We start from the raw sequence: 21,091 nt of genomic DNA, 5'->3' as shown, positions 1-21,091 counted from the left end.
CCTAGGCCGTCAGGTCGTAGATCAGCACCCGGCCGACGTGCATCGGGGTGAAGTTGCGCTGAACCCACTGCTGGATCAACGCATTGGTGTCCAGGTGCCCCCACCTGTCCTCATGGATCGGGTTGGTGACGATGAAATAGTGGATCCGCTTGGACAGCACGAGGCGAAGGAAGGCATCGGGCGCCGGTGACGGATCCGTGCCGTTGAAGCCGCCGATCGGCATCACCGGGTGTCCGCTGGCCAGTTGATAGCCGGCCGCGCACACCGACCCGACGGTGGCGCCCACCCAGGTGTAACGATCGGCATTCGCGTCGAGCAGGTCGACCAGGCGCTGGTCGGGTACCCCGGAATCCAGCAGCGTGCACCCCACCAGATGCATCCGGCCGCGGGGAGGGCCTGGCGGTGCGAGGAATCCGGGGCCGGCGACCACCTTGATCTCAGCCTGCCGGGCCGGCCTGACGCCCTTGGTCATCGCGATCACCACGCGCGGAACCGGTCCGGCGATCGGCATCGCGCCGACGTTTCCCCGTACCACCGTCGTGAGGCTATAGGCCGCTGGCCCGCCGAGGGCGACCAGCATCGCGAGCGCGGCCACGACGGGCCTGGGGATCAGGTCCGGCCTCCTGCCAGCGAGGGCCAGCCAGGCCAGCAGCGCCGCCGCACCGCCCGGGACGGCCCACCTCAACCACGGGTGATAGTCGGGTAGGCGATGCAGCACCAGTACCGCCGTCCCTGCCATCAGCAGCACAGCCGCCGCCATTGTCGCTTTGGCCCAGATCTTTTCGCGTTCCGTCCAGCAGACGGCGGCGCCGATGCCGATCAGCGCGGCGATGGCCGGCGCCAACGCCACCGTGTAATACGCGTGGAAAATCCCGGCCATGAAACTGAACACCGCGGCGGTCGTCAGCAGCCACAGCGCAAACACGAGGACGGCGGCCCGCTGCTTGTCCCGCCTCGGTGCACGGGCCAGCCACACGAGCAGAACCGCCGCGAACAGAAGCGCAGCGGGAAGCAGCCAGCCGATACCACCGATCTGTTCCGGTTCGAAGAGCCGACCGGGGCCGGGATCACCCCACGGGTGCACCGAGGTCCGGCCGCCCAGGTGGATCGGCGAGATGAAGCCCGGCGAACCGGTGCTGCCCGGCTCGTCGCCGTCAAGACGGCCGAAGCCGTTATAGTCCAGCGTCAACTCGAGAATCGAATTCTTCCGCGTCCCACCGATCCACGGCCGTTGACCAGCCGGCCACAGCTGCACCAGCAGCACCCACCACCCCGCCGCGACCAGAGTCGCGCCCAGCCCGAGCATCAGTTGGCCGGCCCGGTGGAGTAGTCCTCGCGGCCCGGCCAGCAGATAGCTGATCGCCAATGCCGGCATCACCAGCGCCACCTCGAGCTGCTTGCTCAGATACCCCAACCCGAGGAATGCGCCGCAGAGCAGGATCCAGCGCGGCCGGCCATCCTCGACCGCCCGCAGCAGCGCCCACACCGCGGCGATCATCAACAGCACCAACAGCGCATCGGGGTTGTTGTAGCGGAACATCGTGACGGCCACCGGAGTCAGTGCCAGCGTGGTGCCCGCGATCAGTCCGGCGGTCTCGCCGAACGGCCGGCGCACGGTGTCCCACAGCAGCGCGACCGACGCGACCCCCATCAGGGCTTGCGGTACCAGGATGCTCCAGGTGTTGAGCCCGAACATGCGGACCGCCAGGCCCGGAAGCCACAGCGCCAGTGGCGGTTTGTCAACGGTGATGGAGTTGGCGCCATCCGAGGATCCGAACAGGAAAGCCTTCCAGGATTGCGCGCCGGCCTGCGTGGCCGCCGAGTAGAACGCATTGGCCCAGCCCGAATGGTCCAGATCCCACAGATAGAGCACGGCCGTCGCGGCCAGCAGCGCCACCAGGGCCCACCGATGCGGAGTGAGGCGCGCCCGCTCCGGAATAGGCAGGGTTGTACCGACTTTCGGCCGGTCGGTGGCGATGGTCATCGAGTCGGTGCGCCGAACACTCGGCGCAACGCCACGAAGCGGACCAGAGTGGCGACGAGATTGGCCATGACCAGAATCGACAGTTCGGCGACCTTGCCGACCGTCGGGTCGAAACGGTGGAGCAGATACAGTGAGCCGCTGGTGATGGCGAGGCCGAAGCCGAACACCAGCAGTCCGTGTACGTGGTGGCGGGCGGCGCCGGCTCGGCCGCGGATACCGAACGTGAACGCCCGGTTGGCGGCGGTGTTGACCAGCGCGGTCAGCAGCAGCGCGGTCAGGTTGGCGGCCTGCGCTCCGAGTGCCGGGTGCAGCGAAAGGTACAGCAGCGCAAAGGCGATGGTGCTGGCGATGCCGATCAGTCCGAAGCGCACGAGTTGGCCGACCATGCCGCGGGGCACCCCGGGCACCAGTGGTTCGCGACCCAGGGCGGCCTGCAGGTCGCGCAGCGGCAGCGCGCCGATGGCCAGCGCCCGGCCCACCCGCCAGCATCCTTTGATGTCCTCGATCGCGGTGGCGACGATGTCGACCCGCGAGTCGGGATCGTCCACCCAGTCGACCGGCACCTCGTGGATACGCAGGCCTGCCCGCTCGGCCAGCACCAGCAGTTCGGTGTCGAAGAACCAGCCGGTGTCGGCGACCAGCGGCAGCAGCCGGCGGGCGACGTCGGCGCGCAGGGCTTTGAATCCGCACTGGGCGTCCGAGAACCGGGCGCCGAGAAACCCGCGCAGCATCAGGTTGTAGCCGCGCGACACCACTTCACGTTTGACCCCACGCACCACCCGCGACGACCCGGCCAGCCGCGACCCGATCGCGATATCGGAATGCCCGGACACCAGTGGCGCCACCAACGGCATCAACGCCGAGAGGTCAGTCGACAGATCGACGTCCATATAGGCCACGACGTCGGCCGGCGAGGACGCCCACGCGGTGGCCAACGCTCCACCGCGCCCCTTGGCGTCGATGTGGAGCACCTCGACGTCGGGCAACTCGTCGCTGAGCCGACGCGCCACCGCCAGAGTGTCGTCGGTACTTGCGTTGTCGGCCACCATGATGCGCGCCCGGTAGGGCACTTGGTCGCGCAGATACTGGTGCAGCCTGCGTACACAGGCCGTCAGGTCGTCCTCCTCGTTGTAGACCGGGACGACGATGTCGAGGACGTACCGACCCCTGGCGCCCGGCTGAGCAGTACGCTGCTCGGCCGGCAGGGTGTCGGTCATGGGACATGATGCTCGCGGGTCAAGCTGCCGTCACACTGGATCGGATCTGAAAGGTTGCTGTGAACCAGCTTCGCGATCGGCCGATGTCGTCTGCTCATATGCTTGGGCGCATGGCCTCCGTCTTCACCAAGATCATCAACCGCGAGCTTCCGGGACGATTCGTCTACTCCGACGACGAGGTCGTCGCGTTCCTGACGATCGAGCCGATGACCCACGGGCACACCCTGGTGGTCCCGCGTGCCGAGGTCGACAACTGGCAGGATGTCGACCCGGTCTTGTTCAACAAGGTCATGGCGGTGTCGCAACGGATCGGCAAGGCGGTGTGCGCGGCCTTCGGCGCCCAACGCTCCGGCGTGATCATCGCCGGACTCGAGGTTCCACACCTGCACGTACACGTCTTCCCGGCACACAATCTTGCCGACTTCGGTTTCGCGAACGTCGACCACAACCCGTCGCCGGAATCATTGGACGAGGCGCAGGCCAAGATCAAAGCCGCACTGGCCGACCTCACCTGAGGTGTCGTCACGTGCCGATCGGTGCCGGGACGTCGGCGATGCGCGGCAGGCTGACCTGGAAGCAGCACCCCTGTCCCGGGGCGGTGCGCACCGTCACCCGTCCGCCGTGCGCGTACACCAACGAATCGACGATCGACAGACCCAGCCCGGTCCCGCCGCTGGCGCGGGCGCGTGAGGAGTCGGTGCGGTAGAACCGCTCGAACACCCGTTGGGCGTCCTCTGGCGACATGCCGGGCCCTTCATCGGCGACCTCGAGCACCGCATCGTCGGCGGAGGTACCGACCCGAACGGTGATTCGCGCGGTCGCCGGGGTGTGCTGCAGCGCGTTGGCCATCAGGTTGCTCAACACCTGGCGCAATCGGGCCTCGTCACCGAGGACCTCCAGCGTGCCGGGACCATTGAAGACTTCCATGGTGATGGTGCGATTGGGTGCGATGGACTGCGCGTCGTGCACCGCGTCGGTGGCCAGCGTCAACAGGTCCACGCGGCGTCGTTCCAGTGGGCGCTGCGCGTCGAGGCGGGCCAGCAACAGCAGATCGTCGACCAGCAATCCCATTCGCCGCGATTCGCTTTCGATGCGTGACATCAGCATCTCGACGTCGCGCGCCGCGCCCTGCCGATACAGCTCGGCGAATCCGCGGATGGTCGTCAGCGGGGTGCGCAACTCGTGGCTGGCGTCGGTGATGAACCGGCGCATCCGTTCCTCCGACGTCCGCGCCTTCTCCGCGGAGTCCACCGACGACGCCACCGCGGTCTGGATCTGGGCCAGCATGCCGTTGAGCGCCAGCGAAAGCCGGCCGACTTCGGTGCGCGGATCTCGTTCGGGCACACGACGATCCAGCTGTCCGCCGGCGATCGCGGCGGCGGTCTTCTCGACCTCGACCAGTGGGCGCAGACTGCGGTGCACCACCCAGTAGCCGGCGACGCCGAGGATCACCAGGACGGCGGTGCCGATGGCGAACTGCGACCAGGCCAGGCTCCGTACGGTGGACTGGATGTCGGACATGTCGATGGCCACCGTGGTCAACTCACCACTGGGGCCCTGCACCGACACCGCTCGCCATCGGACCGGTGAGTTGTCCAGCGAGCCGACGGTCACCGGTACGGGTCCCACGTCGTTGTCGTCGGGAAGCGCCGGTTCGGCATCGCGGTCGTTGACGGCCATCCAGATGTGCCCGTCGGCGTCGACCCCGCGCACATAGAAGTTCGACGGCGGGCGCGCCGGGTTCGGGCCCTCGTCGGGGGGCGGCAGTCTGCGCGGGGCCTGCGCCCAACCACGCGAGGCGTCCAGCAGAGCCTGGTCGGCGCGGCTGATGAGGTCGTGCTGCAGAGTCGAGGTGACCGCGATCCCGGAGGCCAACAACCCACAGCCGACGAGCAGCAGCATCGCGGCCACCAGGCCGACCCGCAGCGGCAGCGCTCGCTGGTACGGACTGGGCATTTGTCTATTGTTCGCGCCGAACGGCGCGCCGCGCGGCGATTACCGCGGTTCCCGCAGCACGTATCCGACCCCGCGCAGCGTGTGAAGGAGACGTTTTTCGCCGGTGTCGATCTTGCGGCGCAGGTAGGAGACGTAGGACTCCACGACGTTGACGTCGCCGCCGAAGTCGTAGCGCCAGACGTGGTCGAGGATCTTGGGCTTGGACAACACGGTGCCGGCGTTGATGACGAAGTAGCGCAGCAGGGTGAACTCGGTGGGCGACAGCGAGACGGGTTCGCCGGCCTTCCAGACCTCGTGGGTGTCCTCGTCGAGCTCGATGTCGGCGAAACTCAGTCGCGAGTTGCGCGGCTCCTCGACGCCCTTGCCGGCCCGGCGCAGGATGACGCGCAGCCGGGCGACGACCTCTTCGAGGCTGAAGGGCTTGGTCACGTAGTCGTCGCCGCCGAGGGTGAGGCCGGCGATCTTGTCCTGCAGGCTGTCACGCGCGGTCAGGAACAGCGCGGGCGCGTCGATTCCGTCGGCACGCAGCCGACGCAGCACACCGAAGCCATCCATGCCGGGCATCATGACGTCGAGGATCACCGCGTCGGGGTGTACCTCACGGGCCCGGTCGAGGGCTGCCGGTCCGCTGCAGGCGGTGTGAACCTCGAAGCCCTGGAACTTCAGGCTCACCGAGAGTAGTTCCACGATGTTGGTCTCGTCGTCGACGACGAGCACACGCGCCTCGGGCTTGGTTTCAGTTGTGACGGAGGTTGTGACAGGTGCGGCCATGCTGACAATTTCCTCTCACATTGTTGAACTGGGGCTGCTTGCACGCTGTGAGGTTGCTGTGAGTTGTGGAATACCCGGTTAACCGATACCGCCGGTTACAAAGTTCCCCGGCTCCTACACTTGTGCGATGGACCTGGCGAAAACCCTGGTTGGGATGGCGACCACACCGGTGCGGGTGGGTCTGGCCGCGGCCGAAGCGGGGCTGGATGTCGCCAGGGCGGGCCTTGACCTGACCAAACGAACCCTGGGTGAGGCGGGAGCGCCGGCGTCGCCGAACTCGGTGGCCCAGATGTTCGGCCTGGAGGACACCATTGCCCGGGCGAACAAGATCGCGCAGCTGCTCGATGACGACGCCCCGCTGGGCCGGGCGCTGGCTCCCGACGGCCCGCTGGACCGGCTGATGCGACCGGGCGGGCTGATCGACCGCGTCACCGCTCCCGACGGGGTGCTCGACCGGCTCACCGCCGAGGGCGGCGGATTGGAGCGGTCGCTGGCCCCGGGCGGCCTCGTCGACCAGTTGCTCGACGAGGAGGGTCTGATCGAGCGGATCCTCGGTGAGGACGGACTGGCCGACCGGCTGCTGGCCGAGGACGGTCTGATCGACAAGTTGACGGCGCGCAACGGCCCGCTCGAGCAACTGGCCGACGTCGCCGACACCCTCAACCGGCTCGCACCCGGACTGGAGGCGCTGGCACCCACCATCGAGACGCTGCGCGAGGCGGTCACCACGCTCAGTATGGTGGTCAACCCGCTGAGCAACATCGCCGACCGGATCCCGATCCCGGGCCGCCGCCGCAGCTACACCCCGCCACGGACGATCAGCTCCGAACGGGTCCGCGGCGACCGGTTGGTCATCGACGACGACGAGCAGTGACTTCGGTAGTCTGTTGAGCGGTCGGGAGTTCTGACCCGCCACGCCCCCTTAGCTCAGTGGCTAGAGCACCCGCCTTGTAAGCGGGATGGCATCGGTTCAATCCCGATAGGGGGCTCCAACACCGGCCTGAATCCGGCGGCAATTCTTGTCGGTGGCACGTCGTAGCGTCATCCATGTGAGGCAGTGTCGTCGTTGTGGATCCGCGCTCACCAAGCGTAGCCAGAAGATCTACTGCAGCAATGCGTGTCAGCAGTTGGCCCGGCAGGAAGCCAGTACAGAACTCTGGCTCGAAACCGGTGACGCCACCATCGCTACCACCCGTAACCACTACATTCGGATTCATCTCAACACCGCTCAGTCGGGCTGCTGCGCGATCTGCGGCGGATCCAATTTGTGGCTGGGCCTGCACCTTGCGTTCGTGTTGGACCACATCGATGGGGACCCGACGAACAATCGGCGCGAAAACCTGCGACTGGTCTGTCCCAACTGCGACTCACAGTTACCGACGTACAAGAGCCGGAACCGGGGCAAGGGCCGGCACTACCGCCGGCAGCGGTATGCCAACGGCCAAACGTATTGAGGGACGCAAAGCCGCCAGTATCTGGTCTCACTGGTCGCGCGCCTGAGGCTACCTCTTCGCTAGCCGCGCACTGAGACACGCCTGGTGACACCGCCAGTTCCCAAGGTGTACAACGCTTGAGTGGCGACCGACTTCGACGCCCCCCGCTTCACCGACTGGCTGGGCGAGGTCACCGGGCAGACCGCCGACGTGGCGGTCACGGCGATCCGCGGGGGCGGTAGTTGTGAGATGTTCCGCGTCGACCGGCTCGGCGAATCCTGGGTGGTCCGCCGGGCCCCGCTGACCGCCGTGTCCGATACCGCCCACCAGGTGATCCGTGAGGCGCGCATCATGGAAATACTCTCCTCACAGGGTATTTCGGTTCCACATGTGCTGGCCCGCACCGATGACCCCAGCATTCTCGGGGCGCCGTTCTTCGTGATGTCGTTCATCGAGGGCGATGTCATCCGCGGCGACGGGCTGCCCGAAACACTGCGCGCCGACCCCGGCTCGCAGGACAGAATCGGTGAGCAACTCATCGACACCTTGGCGCAGCTGCATGCCGTCGACTGGGCATCGACCGCGCTGGCGGACATGTCGCACCCGCAGGGTTTCCTCGACCGACAGGTCGACCGCTGGCTGGGCCAGCTCGACAGCTATCGGGTCCGGGATCTGCCGGGAGTCGACGATCTCGCGGTGTGGCTGCGTGCCCACATGCCGACGCATGGCGATCTGACGGTCATGCACGGCGACTACAAGTTGGACAACGTCATGTGGGCGCCCACCGCCCCGCCCCGAATCGCCTGCGTGGTGGATTTCGAGATGACCACCGTGGGCGACCCACTCATCGACCTCGCCTGGGCGATGATCTTCTGGCCCGAGGAGGGCAATCCGATCGCACTTGCCGCACCGGGCAGCCCGAACGGCATCGACCCCGATCACTGCCAGACCCCCGCTCAGCTGATCGAGCGCTACGCCGCCGCGACCGGCCGCGACCTGTCCGGCTTCGACTGGTACCAGGTCTTCAGCGCGTGGAAGCTCGCCATCGTACTGGAGGGCTCCTACGCCAAACACGTTCGCGGCCAATCCCGCAACCCGGTCCATGAAGTCTTCGGCGCGATCGTCGACGGCCTGTTCATCCGCGCTCGGAGGTTCGCCCGATGACCGACCCGCTCTTCGATGTGTCCGGCCGAGTGGTACTGGTCACCGGTGGCAGCCGCGGACTCGGCGCCGCGATGAGTACCGGCCTGGCCGCACGCGGTGCGCGAGTCGTCATCGCCAGCCGCAAGCTGGCCTCATGCGAGGAGCTCGCCGCGAAGATATCCGACTCCGGCGGCCAGGCGTATCCGCTGCAGTGTCACGTGGGCGACTGGGAGTCCCTCGACTCCGTCGTCGACGCCGCCGCATCGCGCTGGGGACGACTGGACGGGCTGATCAACAACGCCGGGATGAGTCCGCTCGCACCGTCCTTGCTGGACACCTCGCAGACGCTGTTCGACAAGGTGGTCGGCGTCAACCTCAAGGGACCGACACGCCTCACCGCCCTGGCCGCGGCGGCCATGGCCAGCACGGGCGGCGGTTCGATCGTGAACATCAGCTCACTGGCCTCGGTGAAGCCGACTCCGGTCGCGCCGATCTACGGTGCCGCCAAGGCCGGCCTCAACGCGCTGACCGCCGCTACCGCCATCGAATACGCGGGCGTCGGGGTGCGGGTGAACTGCATCATCTGCGGAACATTCGACACCGACGCCGCGTCGGGATTCGTGCGAAATCCCGATCTGCTGCCCGGCGTCGTGAAGCCGATCGCACTCGGGCGGGTCGGCCGACCCGAGGAGGTCGTCGGCGCGGTGGTCTATCTGCTGTCCGACGCCTCCAGCTACACGACCGGATCGTTGATGACGATCGACGGTGGCGTCGCCGGATAGCGGTCAGCTGTCTCGGCGGATGCCGTCGATGAGGTACTCGATATGGGCCGTGAATAATTCGTCGACCTCGTCGGCGCTCACTCCGTCCGGATCACTGCCGGCCAGACGGTTGCGCCGCCCGGCCGTGCCGCTCGCCGGTGGATGGTCCATCGCGACGAAACCCACTGTCGCCCAGGTGAGGAGTCGGCAGGCGCGCACCGCGTGATCGGTGTCCATACCGTCGCGCCGCATGCATTTGAGCAGCGGTCGTGATGCCTCCAGGTAAGCCGGTCGTTTCACCTGGAGGAAGAGTCTGCTGTCGGCGGCTTCGGTAAGCCGTTGTCGCAGTTGAGCGGTCCACCGCCGGGCGTAGTCCGGCCACCGTTCGTCGCGCTGCAACGGCGGCGCCAGATCGGACAGAAAGTGATCGGCGACGGCATCGAGGAGGGCACTCTTGTTGCCGATCCGGGCATAGACCGGCGGCGGGGTCACCCCGAGGCGACCGGCGACGCTGCGCATGCTGACCGCGTCGAGACCGCTTTCGCGAAGAATGTCCACGGCAGCAGCGACGATCTGGTCGGCGTGAAGTTCGATTTCGGCGCTCATGGGATGCTCAGCGCGATCTTTCCGACGTGTTCACCGGCCTGCAACACGCGGACAGCCTCGGTGAGGTCGGTCCAGTCGAAGACATGACTGATGTGCGGTCTGATCGACCCTTCCGTGATCACATCGCACAGTTCCACGAAACTGAGCACGCTACCGACGGTGATCCCGATGATGCGAATGTTGTTGAGCATCACATCGGCGACCGGTATCGGCGCGACGTCGAAGCCGGTGAGGACGCCGATCACCGCTACGGTGCCCCCCATTCGCGCTGCGCGCACCGACTGTGCGAGCGTCGCGGGCCCGCCGAGATCGACCACCAGATCGGCGCCGCGACGGTGGGTGATCCGCCTGACCTCGTCCTCCCAGTCAGGGTTGGTCCGATAGTTGATCAGATGCGTTGCGCCGAGCTGTGATCCGATCGCCAGCTTGTCATCGGACGATGAGGTCAGGATGACGTCCGCGCCGAGCGCGCGGGCGAACTGGACGGCGAACAGCGACACTCCCCCGGTGCCCTGGGTAACGACGATGTCCCCGGGTCCAATACCAGCTTCCATCAAGGCATTCCATGCCGTGACCCCGGCGCAGGGCAACGTTGCTGCCTCGAGGTCGGTCAGGTGGGCCGGTGTGGCGACCAGGCCGGTCGGCCGGGCGATGCGGTACTGCTGAAGCCAGCCGTCCCCGCTGTCGCCGGGAAGTTCGGCCTTGACCTGCGGGGTGGGTGGACCGTTGTGCCAATCTGGATGAAATGTCCCCATCACCCGATCACCCACCGAGAAGTCGGTGACATCGGGACCGATGGCCGCCACCTCGCCGGCACCGTCGCTCATCGGCACCCGTGGCCATTCCCCCCAGATGAGGCCGCTCAGATTGACCATGTCGTGGTAGTTGACGCTCGACGCGTTGACTTTCACCAGAACTTCACCCCGGCCCGGAGCCGGTGTCGGCCGCCGCTCGGGCGTGGGGGCCGATCCCTGCGCGTTCATCACCATCGCAAGGTGGGTGCCCGCGTCGCTCATGCGATACCTGCTTCCTGGCGCAATTGTTGCCACTTGCGTTGCGCGGCAGGGCGACGCGACGGTAGATGCTCCGTCGGCCACCCCTCGACGGGTTGGTACTTCTTGAGCACATGCCGGGCCAGCACCGACTTGTGCAGTTCATCGGGCCCGTCGCCGATCGAACCGAACCGGGTTATCCGATACCACTGTTCGACGGGGAGGTCGCCGGAGTAACCCAGCGCCCCGCAGACCTGGATGGTGCGGTCGAGTACCGCAAGCACGACCTTCGACACGTGCGCCTTGATCATTCCCAGTTCGGCACGCACCGCGCTGGCGCCGACGCGGTCCATCTGCCAGGCGGTGTGGAAGGTCAGGAGCCGGGCGGCTTGAATCTCGGTGTGCGACAGGGCTATGTAGTCCTGCACCATCTGATGCTCGCCGAGCAGCCGTCCGTGTGACCGTCGCGACACGGCGCGTTCGCCCATGATGTCCAGCGCCCGTTGCGCCTGGCCGAGCCAGCGCATGGCGTGATGGATCCGCCCCCCGCCGAGCCGCTGCTGGGCAAGCAGGAATCCGGCGCCCCGTTCCCCGATCAGGTGATCGGCGGGAACCCGGCAGTCGCGGAACATCACTTCGGCATGATTGCCGCGTCGGCCGAATTCGGGGTCGGCATGCGCCATCGTCGGGATCTCGCGCACGATCTCGACACCCGGGTTATCGGTCGGCACCACGAAGATCGAGGCGTGCCGGTGCGGCCGCCGATCCGGATCGGTCTCGGCAACCACGAGAATAATGTCGGCACATGAAGCGTTCGTGGTAAACCACTTGTGCCCGTTGATGACCCAGCTATCGCCGTCCGGCAGCGCCGTGGTGGCGATGACGGTGGGATCGGCGCCGGCGAGGAAGGGTTCGGTGAGCGCGAAGGCGCTGGAGATCTCGCCCCGCAGATTCGGGAACAGCCAGCGCTGCTTCTGCTCGTCATCGGCACCATGGGCGAGCAGTTCCATGTTGCCGCTGTCCGGGGCCTGCACGCCGAACAGTTCCATCGACACCATGCATCGACCGATGATCTCCGACATCAGGGCCAACTTGAGTTGACCCGCACCCGGGCCGCCGAGGCTGCTGTCGAGAAACAGCCCCCACAGTCCTCGGGCCTTGACCCGCTGTTGCAGGTGGCGCTTCACCGCCTCCCACTCGGCGGCCGGCAGTTCACCGAGAATGGGCTCCAGCGGGATCACGTCATCGTCGATGAACTCGCGCATCCACGCCAATTGTTCGGCGAATTCGGGGTCGGTTTCGAAATCCCACGCCATGGCCGCCCTTTCGCCGACTAAAATCACAGTGTAATCATGGCGTGATGACGGGGTGCAATACCCGCGGAGGACGGACCGATGAGAGCGTGGCAGGCCCACGGCGCGGGCGAACCCGCAGATGTGTTGCGACTGGTCGAGAGGGAGTTGCCCATCCCAGGTCCCGATCAGGTCCGAGTCAAAGTGGCCGCGGCCGGGATCGGACTGCCCGATGTTCTGATGTGCCGCGCAACCTACCCCCTCACCCCGAGCGCGCCCTTCACACCCGGACAGGAACTGGCCGGGACCGTCACCGCGGTCGGCCCCGGGGTCGACGATTCGATTCTGGGCACGCGGGTCATGGGTGTCAGTGATTTCATCAACGGAAACGGCTCATTCGCCGAGGAAGCCTTGGCGCTGGCCGGCTCAACCGTCCAGGTGCCGGAGGCGTTGGACGACTGCGTGGCCGCCGGCTTCTGGATTCCCAACGTCACCGCGTGGACCGGTCTGGTCGATCGCGGGCATCTCCGGGCGGGTCAACGCCTCGCGGTTCTCGGCGCCGCCGGCGGTAGCGGTATCGCCGCCGTTCAGCTCGGCAAGGCGCTCGGAGCGACGGTGCTCGCCGTCGTCGGCGACGAATCCCGTGCGCAGTTCTGCCGGTCGTACGGCGCGGACCACAGCTTCGTCGCCCGCGGCGACCGGGTCGCGGACGGCGACCTCGCCCAGGCCCTGCGTGCGGCCACCGATTGGCAAGGGGTCGACATGGTCTACGACCCGGTCGGCGGCGTTCAGGGCACGAACGCGATGAGTGCGCTGGCCCGGGACGGACAACATCTCGCCGTGGGCTTCGCCAGCGGGAGCTGGCCCGCGGTCGACGTTGCGATGATGGCGGTGACCAACACGTCGGTGGTGGGCGTTCTCGCGGCCGGATCGTCACGAGCACACACCGAACACGTGCTGGGCAACCTCACGAGACTGTTCGAACAGGGCGCCATTCGTGACACCGTGAAGGACCGCTTCGCTTTCGACGACGTGCCCGCCGCACTGGCCCGGATTTCAGAGCGGAAGTCGGTGGGAAAGTGTGTGGTCGACATGTCCGCGGACTGACGTGACCCGGCGGCGACGGCACCCGACGCGGCGCACGGGCCGAAACATCTGAGGCCCACAACCCGCGAACTTCGCCCGTAAACGTTCCATACACGGCCGTGAACAGCTTAAGATTCCCTGAGACAGCAAACGGGCGTCCGGCCGGCAAACCCGGCTCGGGGCCCCTACCGGGGGGTTTGCCTGAAGTTCGCCAACTTCGGGGCAAGTCGGAACTGCACGAAGGTGGTGCTTTGATGGCGAACGTTCAGCGTGGTGCGAGGGCAGGAATCGCTGCCCTCGCACTGGGATTGTCACTGGCGAGCCCGGTCGTCGCGGTTGCCAGCGCCGATGACACCGACCACGGTTCGGCATCGGATTCGTCGAGTTCGGCAACGTCGAGTTCGGCGTCGTCGAGTTCGGCGTCGTCGAGTTCGGCGTCGCCGAAGGAGGCGACGGGTCACACCGCTCGCGGCCCGAAGTCCACAAAAGGGACCGTCACCTCGTCGTCCACGGCGGCAAGCCGCACCGCCAGCACTTCGTCGACCGCGTCGATCGCATCGAGCACTCGTTCCGTCACCTCGTCGACAGCCTCGAGCGCCGGCACGTCGCATCGCTCCGAGGCGGGGTCTCGACGGGTCTCGACCAACTCGTCGGCGACGACGTCGGCGAGCTCGACCCCGGACAGCGCCACCGACGCGACGGCCGGTGACACCGCGACCACGACGTCGACCACCGACGGACAGGCGTCGACCGATTCCACGAACGATTCGACGACATCATCGGTGACCAGCACCGACACCACGAGCAGCACCCCGGCGCCGGCCAGTAGCAACGCCCAGATGACGGCCGCGAGCATCAGCGCCAGCAAGTCCGCGTCCGCGTCGGCGGTCGCCGATCCGCTCACCGCGCTGGTGAACACCATTCAGGGTTACCTGGAGGGGGCGGTCCTGCTGGTCCGCCGCACCTTCTTCAACGAGGCACCCTCCGTATCAGCGGTGCAGCTGGCCACCAGTGAGACCTCGGGGCCGATCAACGGCGAGGTGGTAGCGACCGATCCCGAGGGGGATCGCCTGGTCTACAAGGTGACGTCGACAGCCCACTACGGCACCGTCGCCCTCGACAGCTCGACCGGCACGTACACCTACACACCAACACCCGGCGGTCAGTGCAGCACCACCTGCATCGACTCTTTCACCGTCTCGGTGACCGACACCGGGACCCACATCAATCTGCTCAATTGGTTCCGCAGCGCGAGCACCTCCACGGCAGTCGGCGTCTACGAACAGCCCGCCAACACCCCGCGGATCACGTTCAGCTTCAGCTACGGAAACGGTTCGCAGTTCTGGTCGAGCGCGGCTCGAGCGCAGCTGGCTGCGACGGCCATCTACCTGTCGAGTTATTTCGATCCCAGCCAGTCGGTCACCATCACCTACGCCGTCGCCGGTCAGTACTCGCTGATGGGCGGGACGCTGGCGTCGGCGGGTAGCGATCTGACAAGCTCGGATCCCGGATTCTTCGACACCGTGGTTCAGCACAAGATCCTCACCGGCGAGGACTCCAACGGAGCGGCAGCCGACGGCACGATCACCTGGAACTTCGGCTACCCGTGGGCCTTGGGAGACTCGGTGGGTAGCAGCCAGTACGACTTCCAGTCCACCGCGATGCACGAGCTGTTGCACACCTTCGGCTTCATCTCCGTTGTGGACAGCGCCGGCAAGAACACCGGGACGAACTGGACCACCTACGACAGCTTCATCGTGAACTCCGCCGGAACCTCAGCGTTCAACGGCGACAACTGGAAGACCGCATTCAACTCGAACCTGACCGGCGGCAACGGCGGACTGTACTTCGGCGGCGCGAACGCGGTGGCGGCCTATGGCGGCCCGGTGCCGCTCTACACCCCGAACCCCTGGGAGTCCGGGAGTTCCATGTCGCACCTCAACGACAAGGTGTTCACCGGTTCGATGACCCAACTGATGAACGCGGCCTCCGACACCGGATTGGGTGTCAGGACGCTGAGCGCGATCGAGATCGGCATCATGCAGGACCTCGGCTACACGATGGTGTCGCAGTCCTCGGGGGCGGCGGTCCTGTTCCTCGGCTGGATGCTAGTCCGGCGCAGAAGGCGCCGGTGACCGACTGCGAGTTCAGGTGCTGCCCGGGCAGGAGATGGTGAGCTAGACGGGCGAACCGATCCGCGTGGTCACTGCCCGTCGCCGGTGTCCGATCGGGGGCGCTGATCGCCGAACATCGGCCGGCGCAACGGCTGATGCCCGTGAACTCCCTCGGCGTAGGCGGTTTCGGCGTGCTGGGTGAAGTCCACCCCGGCGGTCTCGTCCTCCGGACTGACCCGGAAACCGAGCGTGCGGTCGATCAGCTTGGCCAATACGAACGAGATGACGAAGGCGTATGCCGCCACCACGGCCATCGCGAGGGCCTGTTTGGCCAGCTGGGCCGGCCCGCCGCCATAGAGCAGCCCCTGCGGTCCGCCCGTCATCACCGCGGTGGCCAGGAAACCGATGAGCAGCACTCCCACCACCCCGCCGACGAAGTGCACACCGACGACGTCGAGGGAGTCGTCGTAGCCGAACCGGAACTTCAGTCCGATCGCGAACGAGCACACGATGCCCGCCGCCACCCCGACCACCGCGGCGCCGAGGGTGTTCACGGTGCCGCACGACGGCGTGATCGCGACCAGTCCGGCGACCACCCCGGAAGCCGCACCGAACGTGGTCGGGCGCCCGTCGCGGATCTGCTCGACCGACAGCCAGCCCAGCATGCCCAGGCAGCCCGCCACCAGGGTGTTGAGGAAGATCGCGGCCGCGGTGCCGTTGGCGGCCAGCGCGGATCCGGCGTTGAAGCCGAACCATCCGAACCACAGCAAGCCGACACCCAGCAAGACGAAGGGCAGGTTGTGGGGCCGCATCGCGTCGACCTTGAAACCGATACGGGGCCCGAGCACCAGCGCCAGCGCGAGCGCCGAGGATCCGGACACGATCTCGACTACCAGCCCGCCGGCGTAATCGAGTACACCCATCTTGAACAACCAGCCGCCGGGAGCCCAAACCCAATGCGCCACAACCGCATACACGACGATGGACCAGACGGGCACGAAGATCATCCAGGCTGCGAATTTGGCCCGGTCGGCTATCGCGCCGCTGATCAGAGCGGCCGTGATGATCGCGAAACTGAGTTGGAAGGTGGCGAACAGCAGTTCGGGAACCGAGCCGTGCGCCGTGCCCGGGCCGATGCCGGCCATCCCGATGTGCGACAGGTCGCCGATGACCCCACCCAGGGTGGTTCCGGAGAACGCCAGTGTGTAGCCGAAGAGCAGCCATGCCACCGTGACGAGCGGGATCGAGATGAAGCTCATCATGATCATGTTGAGCACGCCGGTGGTGCGGACCATGCCGCCGTAGAAGATGGCCAGTCCGGGGGTCATCAACAAGACGAGTGCTGTGCTGGCCAGCAGCCATGCGGTGGCGGCGGGATCTATCGCATCCAAGTCCGGCTCCTTCGACGGTTCCGACGAGAATGTCGGCGCGGTGTTTCATCGATGCGGCGAACATGTTTCGACAGTGTTTCGTGAACGCCCTGGTATGAAGATGGACACCATGCTCGGCCAGTGGTGGATGATCCCGGCGTCCATCGCCGCGGCACTGCTCGTCGTCTGGCTGGCCCTCGCCGTCGCGCTCTGGCTGCTCAAGCCCCACGATGTCGGTGTCGTGGACCTGGTTCGGCTGCTACCGGACGTGCTGCGGCTGTTGAAACGCCTGGCCACCGATCCGGAGATGCCGCGCCGGATCCGCGTCGTTCTCGCTGGCCTGCTGATATTCCTGGCCTCGCCCATCGACGTGATCCCCGACTTCGTCCCGGTGCTCGGCGTCGCCGACGACATCGTCATCACCGCACTGGTGCTGCGCTGGATCACCCGCACCGCCGGAGCGCAGGCACTGTCCACCCATTGGCCGGGAACACCCGACGGGTTGGCCGCGCTGCGCCGGCTGTGCGGGTTACCCGACACGGGTATGACGAACCCCCGGTGACGGAGCCGAAGCCCTTGGGTACCCTTTGCTGAGCGATTGCTTAGCCTCTCGCGAACCGGCTCGTCGACGACGCATTGGAGCTCCCGCATGGCCGCACCTGTCACCCGGTACGCGGGAACTCGCGTCCCCCGAGTCGAGGACACTCGCCTGCTCACCGGGCATGGCACGTACGTCGACGACATCGTCCGGCCCGGGATGCTGCACGCCTGTTTCGTCCGCAGTCCGTTCGCACATGCTCGGATCAACAGCATCGACACCTCGGCGGCACTCGCACTGCCCGGTGTGCATGCGGTGCTCACCGCCGCGGACCTCAATCCCGACGTCAAAGAGGCCTGGCACGCGGTGGCCGGTAAGGACGTCCCGGACACTCCCCGTCCCCCGCTGGCCGAGGGTGAGGTGAAGTTCGTCGGCGACCCCGTCGCGATCGTCATCGCCGAAAATCGCTACCTCGCCGAGGACGCCATCGAGCTTGTCGACGTCGACTATGACCCGCTGCCCGCGATCGCCGACTTCACCAAGGCCGTGAACGCCGACGCGGTGGTCCACGAGGCCTACCCGGACAACGTCGCCGGCGGGCTGGCCGGAGCACCGCCGGACGAAGAGGCTTTCACCGCCGCGGCCTACGTCGCCGATGAGCAGATCTACCAGCAGACCCACGTGCCGGTGCCCATCGAAACCCGCGGCCTGGTCGTCGAATGGGTGGCCGCCACTGCGGAACTGACGCTGTGGGCCTCCACCCAGACCCCGCACGAATTGCGCGCGTTCGCCGCGCGTCTGCTCGGCATCCCGGCTCAAAGGGTTCGCGTCATCACCCGGGACACCGGCGGCGGATTCGGCCAGAAGGTCGTCCCGATGCGCGAGGACATGTGCATCATGCTGGCCGCCCGCAAGGTACCCGCCGCACTGAAGTGGATCGAAGATCGTCGCGAGAATCTGATGTCGGCCGGACAAGCTCGCCACGTCGACGGACGAGCGCGGATGGCGTTCGACGCCGACGGGGCGATCACCGCCGTCGCCATCGACTTCCTCCAGGACATCGGCGCCTATCCCACCCCGTACCCGGTGCTGACCACCGCGGCCATCGGGATGTTCTTCCCCGGCCCCTACCGGGTGCCCAAGTCCAGCTTCAACTACAAGACGGTGTTCACCAACACCAGCGGCCTGGCCGCCTACCGAGGACCTTGGCAGTACGAAACCCTCACGCGGGAAATACTTCTCGACATCGCGGCACGCAAGATGGGTGTCGATCCGGTCGAGTTGCGGCGTAAGAACCTGCTTCGCCGCGACGAGATGCCCTACTTCAACCCCAACGGCATGCCGTATGACCATGTCGCGCCGATGGAAACCTTCGAGCAGGCCGTCAAGATCCTCGACCACGAAGGGTTCCGCAAGGAGCAGGCCGAGGCGCTGGCCCAGGGTCGGTACCTCGGCCTCGGCTTCTCGGCCTATATCGAGCCGACCGGCGCCGCGACCGGGCACCTGGCCACCGAGGGCTGCACCATTCGCATGGAGCCCACCGGCAAGATCAACGTCTACGTCAACGGCGGGTCGAGCGGCAACAGCATCGAGACCACCGTCGTGCAGCTCACCGCCGACGCGCTCGGCGCCGACATCAACGACGTGTCGACGATCCAGGGCGACACCGCGGTGACCCCGTACGGCGCCGGCACCCAGGGCAGCCGCAGCGGGCCGATGACCGCGGGCGCGGTCAACGAGGCCGGCACCATCCTGCGCCAGCAGCTGGTGGCGATGGCGGCTCACGTGCTCGGCGTCGAGGAGTCGGATATCGAGCTCGCCAACTCCCGGGCCACCTCCCGCGAAGATTCTTCCAAGAGTGTTACTTTCGCCGACCTGGCCTACCGCTCCTACTACGAGCCCCAGGCGCTGGCGCCGGGTATGGCGGCCACCCTGGAGGCCACCGCCCGGTTCACCTCCCAGACGATGATCCACTGGGCCAACGCGACTCATGCGTGCACCTGCGAGGTCGACATCACGACCGGCCGGGTCACCCTGACCCGCTACATCGTCAGCGAGGACGTCGGCCCGATGATCAATCCCAATATCGTGGAGGGGCAGATCGCGGGCGGCACCGTTCAGGGCATCGGCGGTGCACTGCTGGAGAATCTGGTGTACGACGACGACGGAAACCCGTTGTCCACCACGTTCGTCGACTATCTGCTGCCGACGGCGACCGAGGTGCCGCCGATCGAGTACGGGCACGTGGAGGTGCCCAGCCCCGGCGTGGGCGGTTACAAGGGCTGCGGTGAGGGCGGAGCCATCGGCTCCACACCCGCGGTGATCAACGCGATCAACGACGCCCTGGCCCCGCTCGGGGTGACCATCACCCACCTGCCCGCCACCCCATCGCGGATCGTCGCGCTGATCGAGGCGGCCGCAGCGGACTAAGTCTGCGCCGCGCCGGATTCGGCGGCTTGCCGAACCGCGTTGACGATGCCTTGATAGCCGGTGCAGCGACAGAAATTGCCGGACAGGCCCTCGCGGATCTCCTCGTCGGTGGGGTTGGGGTTGTCGCGCAGAAGTGCCGTGATCGACATGACGAAACCCGGTGTGCAGAACCCGCATTGAAGCCCATGACAGTCACGCATGGCGGCCTGTACCGGCGACAGCTCTCCGTCGGTGGAGGCGACACCCTCGACTGTCGAGACCTCCGCGCCTTCGGCCTGCACCGCGAACACCAGGCAGGATCGCACCGCCGCACCGTCGAGCAACACCGTGCAGGCACCGCACGAGCCGTGCTCGCAACCCAGGTGGGTGCCGGTCAGCCCGCACCGCTCGCGCAGGAAGTCGGCCAGGGTCAGCCGTGGCTCCACGATAGATTCAACGGGAATTCCGTTGACCGACAGTTGAATCGGTCGCTCATGCATCGATTGCCTCCTTGACCGCGGCCTGCCACGCCTGGGCGGCCATCGCTGCCCCGACCCGCCGCCGATAATCGGCCGATCCTTGGAGGTCGGCCGGGATGTCGTCCAGTCCACTCATCGCGAGCTCGCCGATCTCTTCGGCGGTGATGTCGCCGACCGGGCGACCCGCTATCGCCTCTTCGGCGGCCTTCGCGCGCCTCGGCGTGGCGGACAGCCCAAGCAATCCGATTCCGCTGCGCCGTACCCGGTCGTCGTTGTCGAGTTCGACGCCCGCAACTGCCCCGGCGATGGCAAAATCGCCGTGGCGCCGGGCGAATTCCTCGACCGCGAATCCGCATCGACCCGACCAGACCGGGAACCGCACACCGACCAGCACCTCATCGGGCTCCATCGCGGTCTCCCACACCCCCGCGAAGAACTCGCCGGCCGCAATCTCCCGCCTGCCCGACGTCGAGACCGCCTCCATCGTCGCGTCGAGCGCCAGCGCGACGGCCGCGTACTCAGCGGCCGGGTCCGCGTGGGCGATCGAGCCGCCGATGGTGCCGCGGCTGCGGATCTGGAAGTGCCCGATCAACGGGGTGGCCCGGGTCAGCAGTGGCACGGTGGCGCCGAGCTGCTCGTCGGCGCCCACCGTGGCATGGGTGGTGCCGCCGCCGATCCACACCTCGCCGTCCCGCGCCTCGACCCCCTTCATCTCCTCGAGTCGGGAGATGTCGATCAGGTTGTCGAAGAACGCCAGGCGCATAGCCAGCATCGGCACCAGGCTCTGCCCGCCACCCAGCAGTTTGGCGTCATCGCCGAATTCGGCGAGCATCTGCGCCGCCTCCGCGACGCTGGCCGGCCGGTGGTAATCGAACGGCGCCGGCTTCATCGGTGGCCGCCGCAGCGCATCATGCTAAGCACGTGCACAGCATAGCGGTGC

The 21,091-nt window shown here is 67.0% G+C and carries 20 protein-coding genes and 1 tRNA gene; 10 read left to right on the top strand and 11 right to left on the bottom strand.

Translation table 11 applies throughout. The features are described from left to right. Window position 1: 1 nt before the first annotated feature. Window positions 2-1,984: an ArnT family glycosyltransferase gene (locus ORI27_RS00945; RefSeq protein WP_265994668.1), complete on the bottom strand. Its 1,983-nt coding sequence runs from the start codon at window positions 1,982-1,984 to the stop codon at window positions 2-4. Next, complete coding sequence (locus ORI27_RS00940; protein WP_265994669.1) at window positions 1,981-3,201, bottom strand: glycosyltransferase; 1,221 nt, start codon at window positions 3,199-3,201, stop codon at window positions 1,981-1,983. The genes ORI27_RS00945 and ORI27_RS00940 overlap by 4 nt, the downstream gene beginning before the upstream one ends. A 110-nt stretch (window positions 3,202-3,311) precedes the next feature. Here ORI27_RS00940 and ORI27_RS00935 point away from each other — a divergent pair, with 110 nt between their 5' ends. Continuing rightward, on the top strand, window positions 3,312-3,716 hold the full coding sequence (locus ORI27_RS00935; protein WP_265994670.1) for an HIT family protein: 405 nt from the start codon (window positions 3,312-3,314) through the stop codon (window positions 3,714-3,716). Between the two features lie 7 nt (window positions 3,717-3,723). On the opposite strand, the gene ORI27_RS00930 is transcribed toward ORI27_RS00935, so the two are convergent. Continuing rightward, entirely contained in the window at window positions 3,724-5,157 is a 1,434-nt protein-coding gene (locus ORI27_RS00930; protein WP_265994671.1) for a sensor histidine kinase, read from the bottom strand. Between the two features lie 39 nt (window positions 5,158-5,196). Next, window positions 5,197-5,928, bottom strand: coding sequence for a response regulator transcription factor (locus tag ORI27_RS00925; protein ID WP_265994672.1), 732 nt, complete (start codon window positions 5,926-5,928; stop codon window positions 5,197-5,199). Window positions 5,929-6,055: 127 nt separating this feature from the next. Between ORI27_RS00925 and ORI27_RS00920 the strand changes: the two genes are divergently transcribed. The 5 genes from ORI27_RS00920 (at window position 6,056) to ORI27_RS00900 (ending at window position 9,286) form a co-directional block, all read left to right on the top strand. Next, entirely contained in the window at window positions 6,056-6,802 is a 747-nt protein-coding gene (locus ORI27_RS00920) for a hypothetical protein (RefSeq protein WP_265994673.1), read from the top strand. A gap of 42 nt (window positions 6,803-6,844) precedes the next feature. After that, window positions 6,845-6,920, top strand: a tRNA-Thr gene (locus ORI27_RS00915). Window positions 6,921-6,977: 57 nt separating this feature from the next. Next, complete coding sequence (locus ORI27_RS00910; protein ID WP_265994674.1) at window positions 6,978-7,382, top strand: HNH endonuclease; 405 nt, start codon at window positions 6,978-6,980, stop codon at window positions 7,380-7,382. A gap of 120 nt (window positions 7,383-7,502) precedes the next feature. After that, entirely contained in the window at window positions 7,503-8,525 is a 1,023-nt protein-coding gene (locus tag ORI27_RS00905) for a phosphotransferase family protein (RefSeq protein ID WP_265994675.1), read from the top strand. Next, on the top strand, window positions 8,522-9,286 hold the full coding sequence (locus ORI27_RS00900; RefSeq protein WP_265994676.1) for an SDR family NAD(P)-dependent oxidoreductase: 765 nt from the start codon (window positions 8,522-8,524) through the stop codon (window positions 9,284-9,286). The genes ORI27_RS00905 and ORI27_RS00900 overlap by 4 nt, the downstream gene beginning before the upstream one ends. A 3-nt stretch (window positions 9,287-9,289) precedes the next feature. Here the strand turns inward: ORI27_RS00900 and ORI27_RS00895 are convergent, their stop codons facing one another. Genes ORI27_RS00895 through ORI27_RS00885 form a run of 3 tightly spaced genes read right to left on the bottom strand, consistent with a single transcriptional unit; the run spans window position 9,290 to window position 12,179 of the window. Beyond that, window positions 9,290-9,871, bottom strand: a complete 582-nt coding sequence (locus tag ORI27_RS00895; protein ID WP_265994677.1) for a TetR/AcrR family transcriptional regulator — start codon at window positions 9,869-9,871, stop codon at window positions 9,290-9,292. Beyond that, complete coding sequence (locus tag ORI27_RS00890) at window positions 9,868-10,887, bottom strand: zinc-dependent alcohol dehydrogenase family protein (RefSeq protein WP_265994678.1); 1,020 nt, start codon at window positions 10,885-10,887, stop codon at window positions 9,868-9,870. The genes ORI27_RS00895 and ORI27_RS00890 overlap by 4 nt, the downstream gene beginning before the upstream one ends. Further along, complete coding sequence (locus tag ORI27_RS00885; RefSeq protein WP_265994856.1) at window positions 10,884-12,179, bottom strand: acyl-CoA dehydrogenase family protein; 1,296 nt, start codon at window positions 12,177-12,179, stop codon at window positions 10,884-10,886. The genes ORI27_RS00890 and ORI27_RS00885 overlap by 4 nt, the downstream gene beginning before the upstream one ends. A 78-nt stretch (window positions 12,180-12,257) precedes the next feature. Between ORI27_RS00885 and ORI27_RS00880 the strand changes: the two genes are divergently transcribed. Then, window positions 12,258-13,262 (top strand): NADPH:quinone oxidoreductase family protein, encoded by a 1,005-nt coding sequence (locus tag ORI27_RS00880; protein ID WP_265994679.1) that lies wholly within the window; start codon window positions 12,258-12,260, stop codon window positions 13,260-13,262. Window positions 13,263-13,698: 436 nt separating this feature from the next. On the opposite strand, the gene ORI27_RS00875 is transcribed toward ORI27_RS00880, so the two are convergent. Beyond that, window positions 13,699-14,163 carry a hypothetical protein gene (locus ORI27_RS00875; protein WP_266073858.1) on the bottom strand — a complete coding sequence of 155 codons (465 nt, stop codon included), beginning with the start codon at window positions 14,161-14,163 and terminating at the stop codon, window positions 13,699-13,701. Between ORI27_RS00875 and ORI27_RS00870 the strand changes: the two genes are divergently transcribed. Next, the gene (locus tag ORI27_RS00870; protein WP_266073856.1) at window positions 14,153-15,376 is read left to right on the top strand and encodes an Ig-like domain-containing protein; all 1,224 of its coding nucleotides are present in this window, start codon (window positions 14,153-14,155) and stop codon (window positions 15,374-15,376) included. The two genes, ORI27_RS00875 and ORI27_RS00870, sit on opposite strands and share 11 nt — an antisense overlap. 68 nt (window positions 15,377-15,444) lie before the next feature. On the opposite strand, the gene ORI27_RS00865 is transcribed toward ORI27_RS00870, so the two are convergent. Continuing rightward, entirely contained in the window at window positions 15,445-16,746 is a 1,302-nt protein-coding gene (locus tag ORI27_RS00865) for an ammonium transporter (protein WP_265994682.1), read from the bottom strand. Between the two features lie 94 nt (window positions 16,747-16,840). On the opposite strand from ORI27_RS00865, the gene ORI27_RS00860 reads away from it, so the two are divergent. Further along, complete coding sequence (locus ORI27_RS00860) at window positions 16,841-17,287, top strand: YkvA family protein (protein ID WP_407666192.1); 447 nt, start codon at window positions 16,841-16,843, stop codon at window positions 17,285-17,287. 87 nt (window positions 17,288-17,374) lie between these two features. After that, on the top strand, window positions 17,375-19,693 hold the full coding sequence (locus tag ORI27_RS00855) for a xanthine dehydrogenase family protein molybdopterin-binding subunit (protein WP_265994683.1): 2,319 nt from the start codon (window positions 17,375-17,377) through the stop codon (window positions 19,691-19,693). Here the strand turns inward: ORI27_RS00855 and ORI27_RS00850 are convergent. Next, on the bottom strand, window positions 19,690-20,172 hold the full coding sequence (locus ORI27_RS00850; RefSeq protein WP_265994684.1) for a (2Fe-2S)-binding protein: 483 nt from the start codon (window positions 20,170-20,172) through the stop codon (window positions 19,690-19,692). The genes ORI27_RS00855 and ORI27_RS00850 overlap by 4 nt on opposite strands. Next, a complete protein-coding gene (locus ORI27_RS00845; RefSeq protein WP_265994685.1) occupies window positions 20,165-21,040 on the bottom strand; it encodes an FAD binding domain-containing protein in 876 nt (291 codons plus the stop codon). Before ORI27_RS00845 ends, ORI27_RS00850 begins: the two co-directional genes overlap by 8 nt. Window positions 21,041-21,091 lie beyond the last annotated feature (51 nt).

The organism is Mycobacterium pinniadriaticum, from assembly GCF_026242045.1.
GTDB classification, from domain to species: domain Bacteria; phylum Actinomycetota; class Actinomycetes; order Mycobacteriales; family Mycobacteriaceae; genus Mycobacterium; species Mycobacterium pinniadriaticum.
Note: the sequence above shows the minus strand (reverse complement) of the source record. Positions and strands in the feature narration are given on the sequence as shown.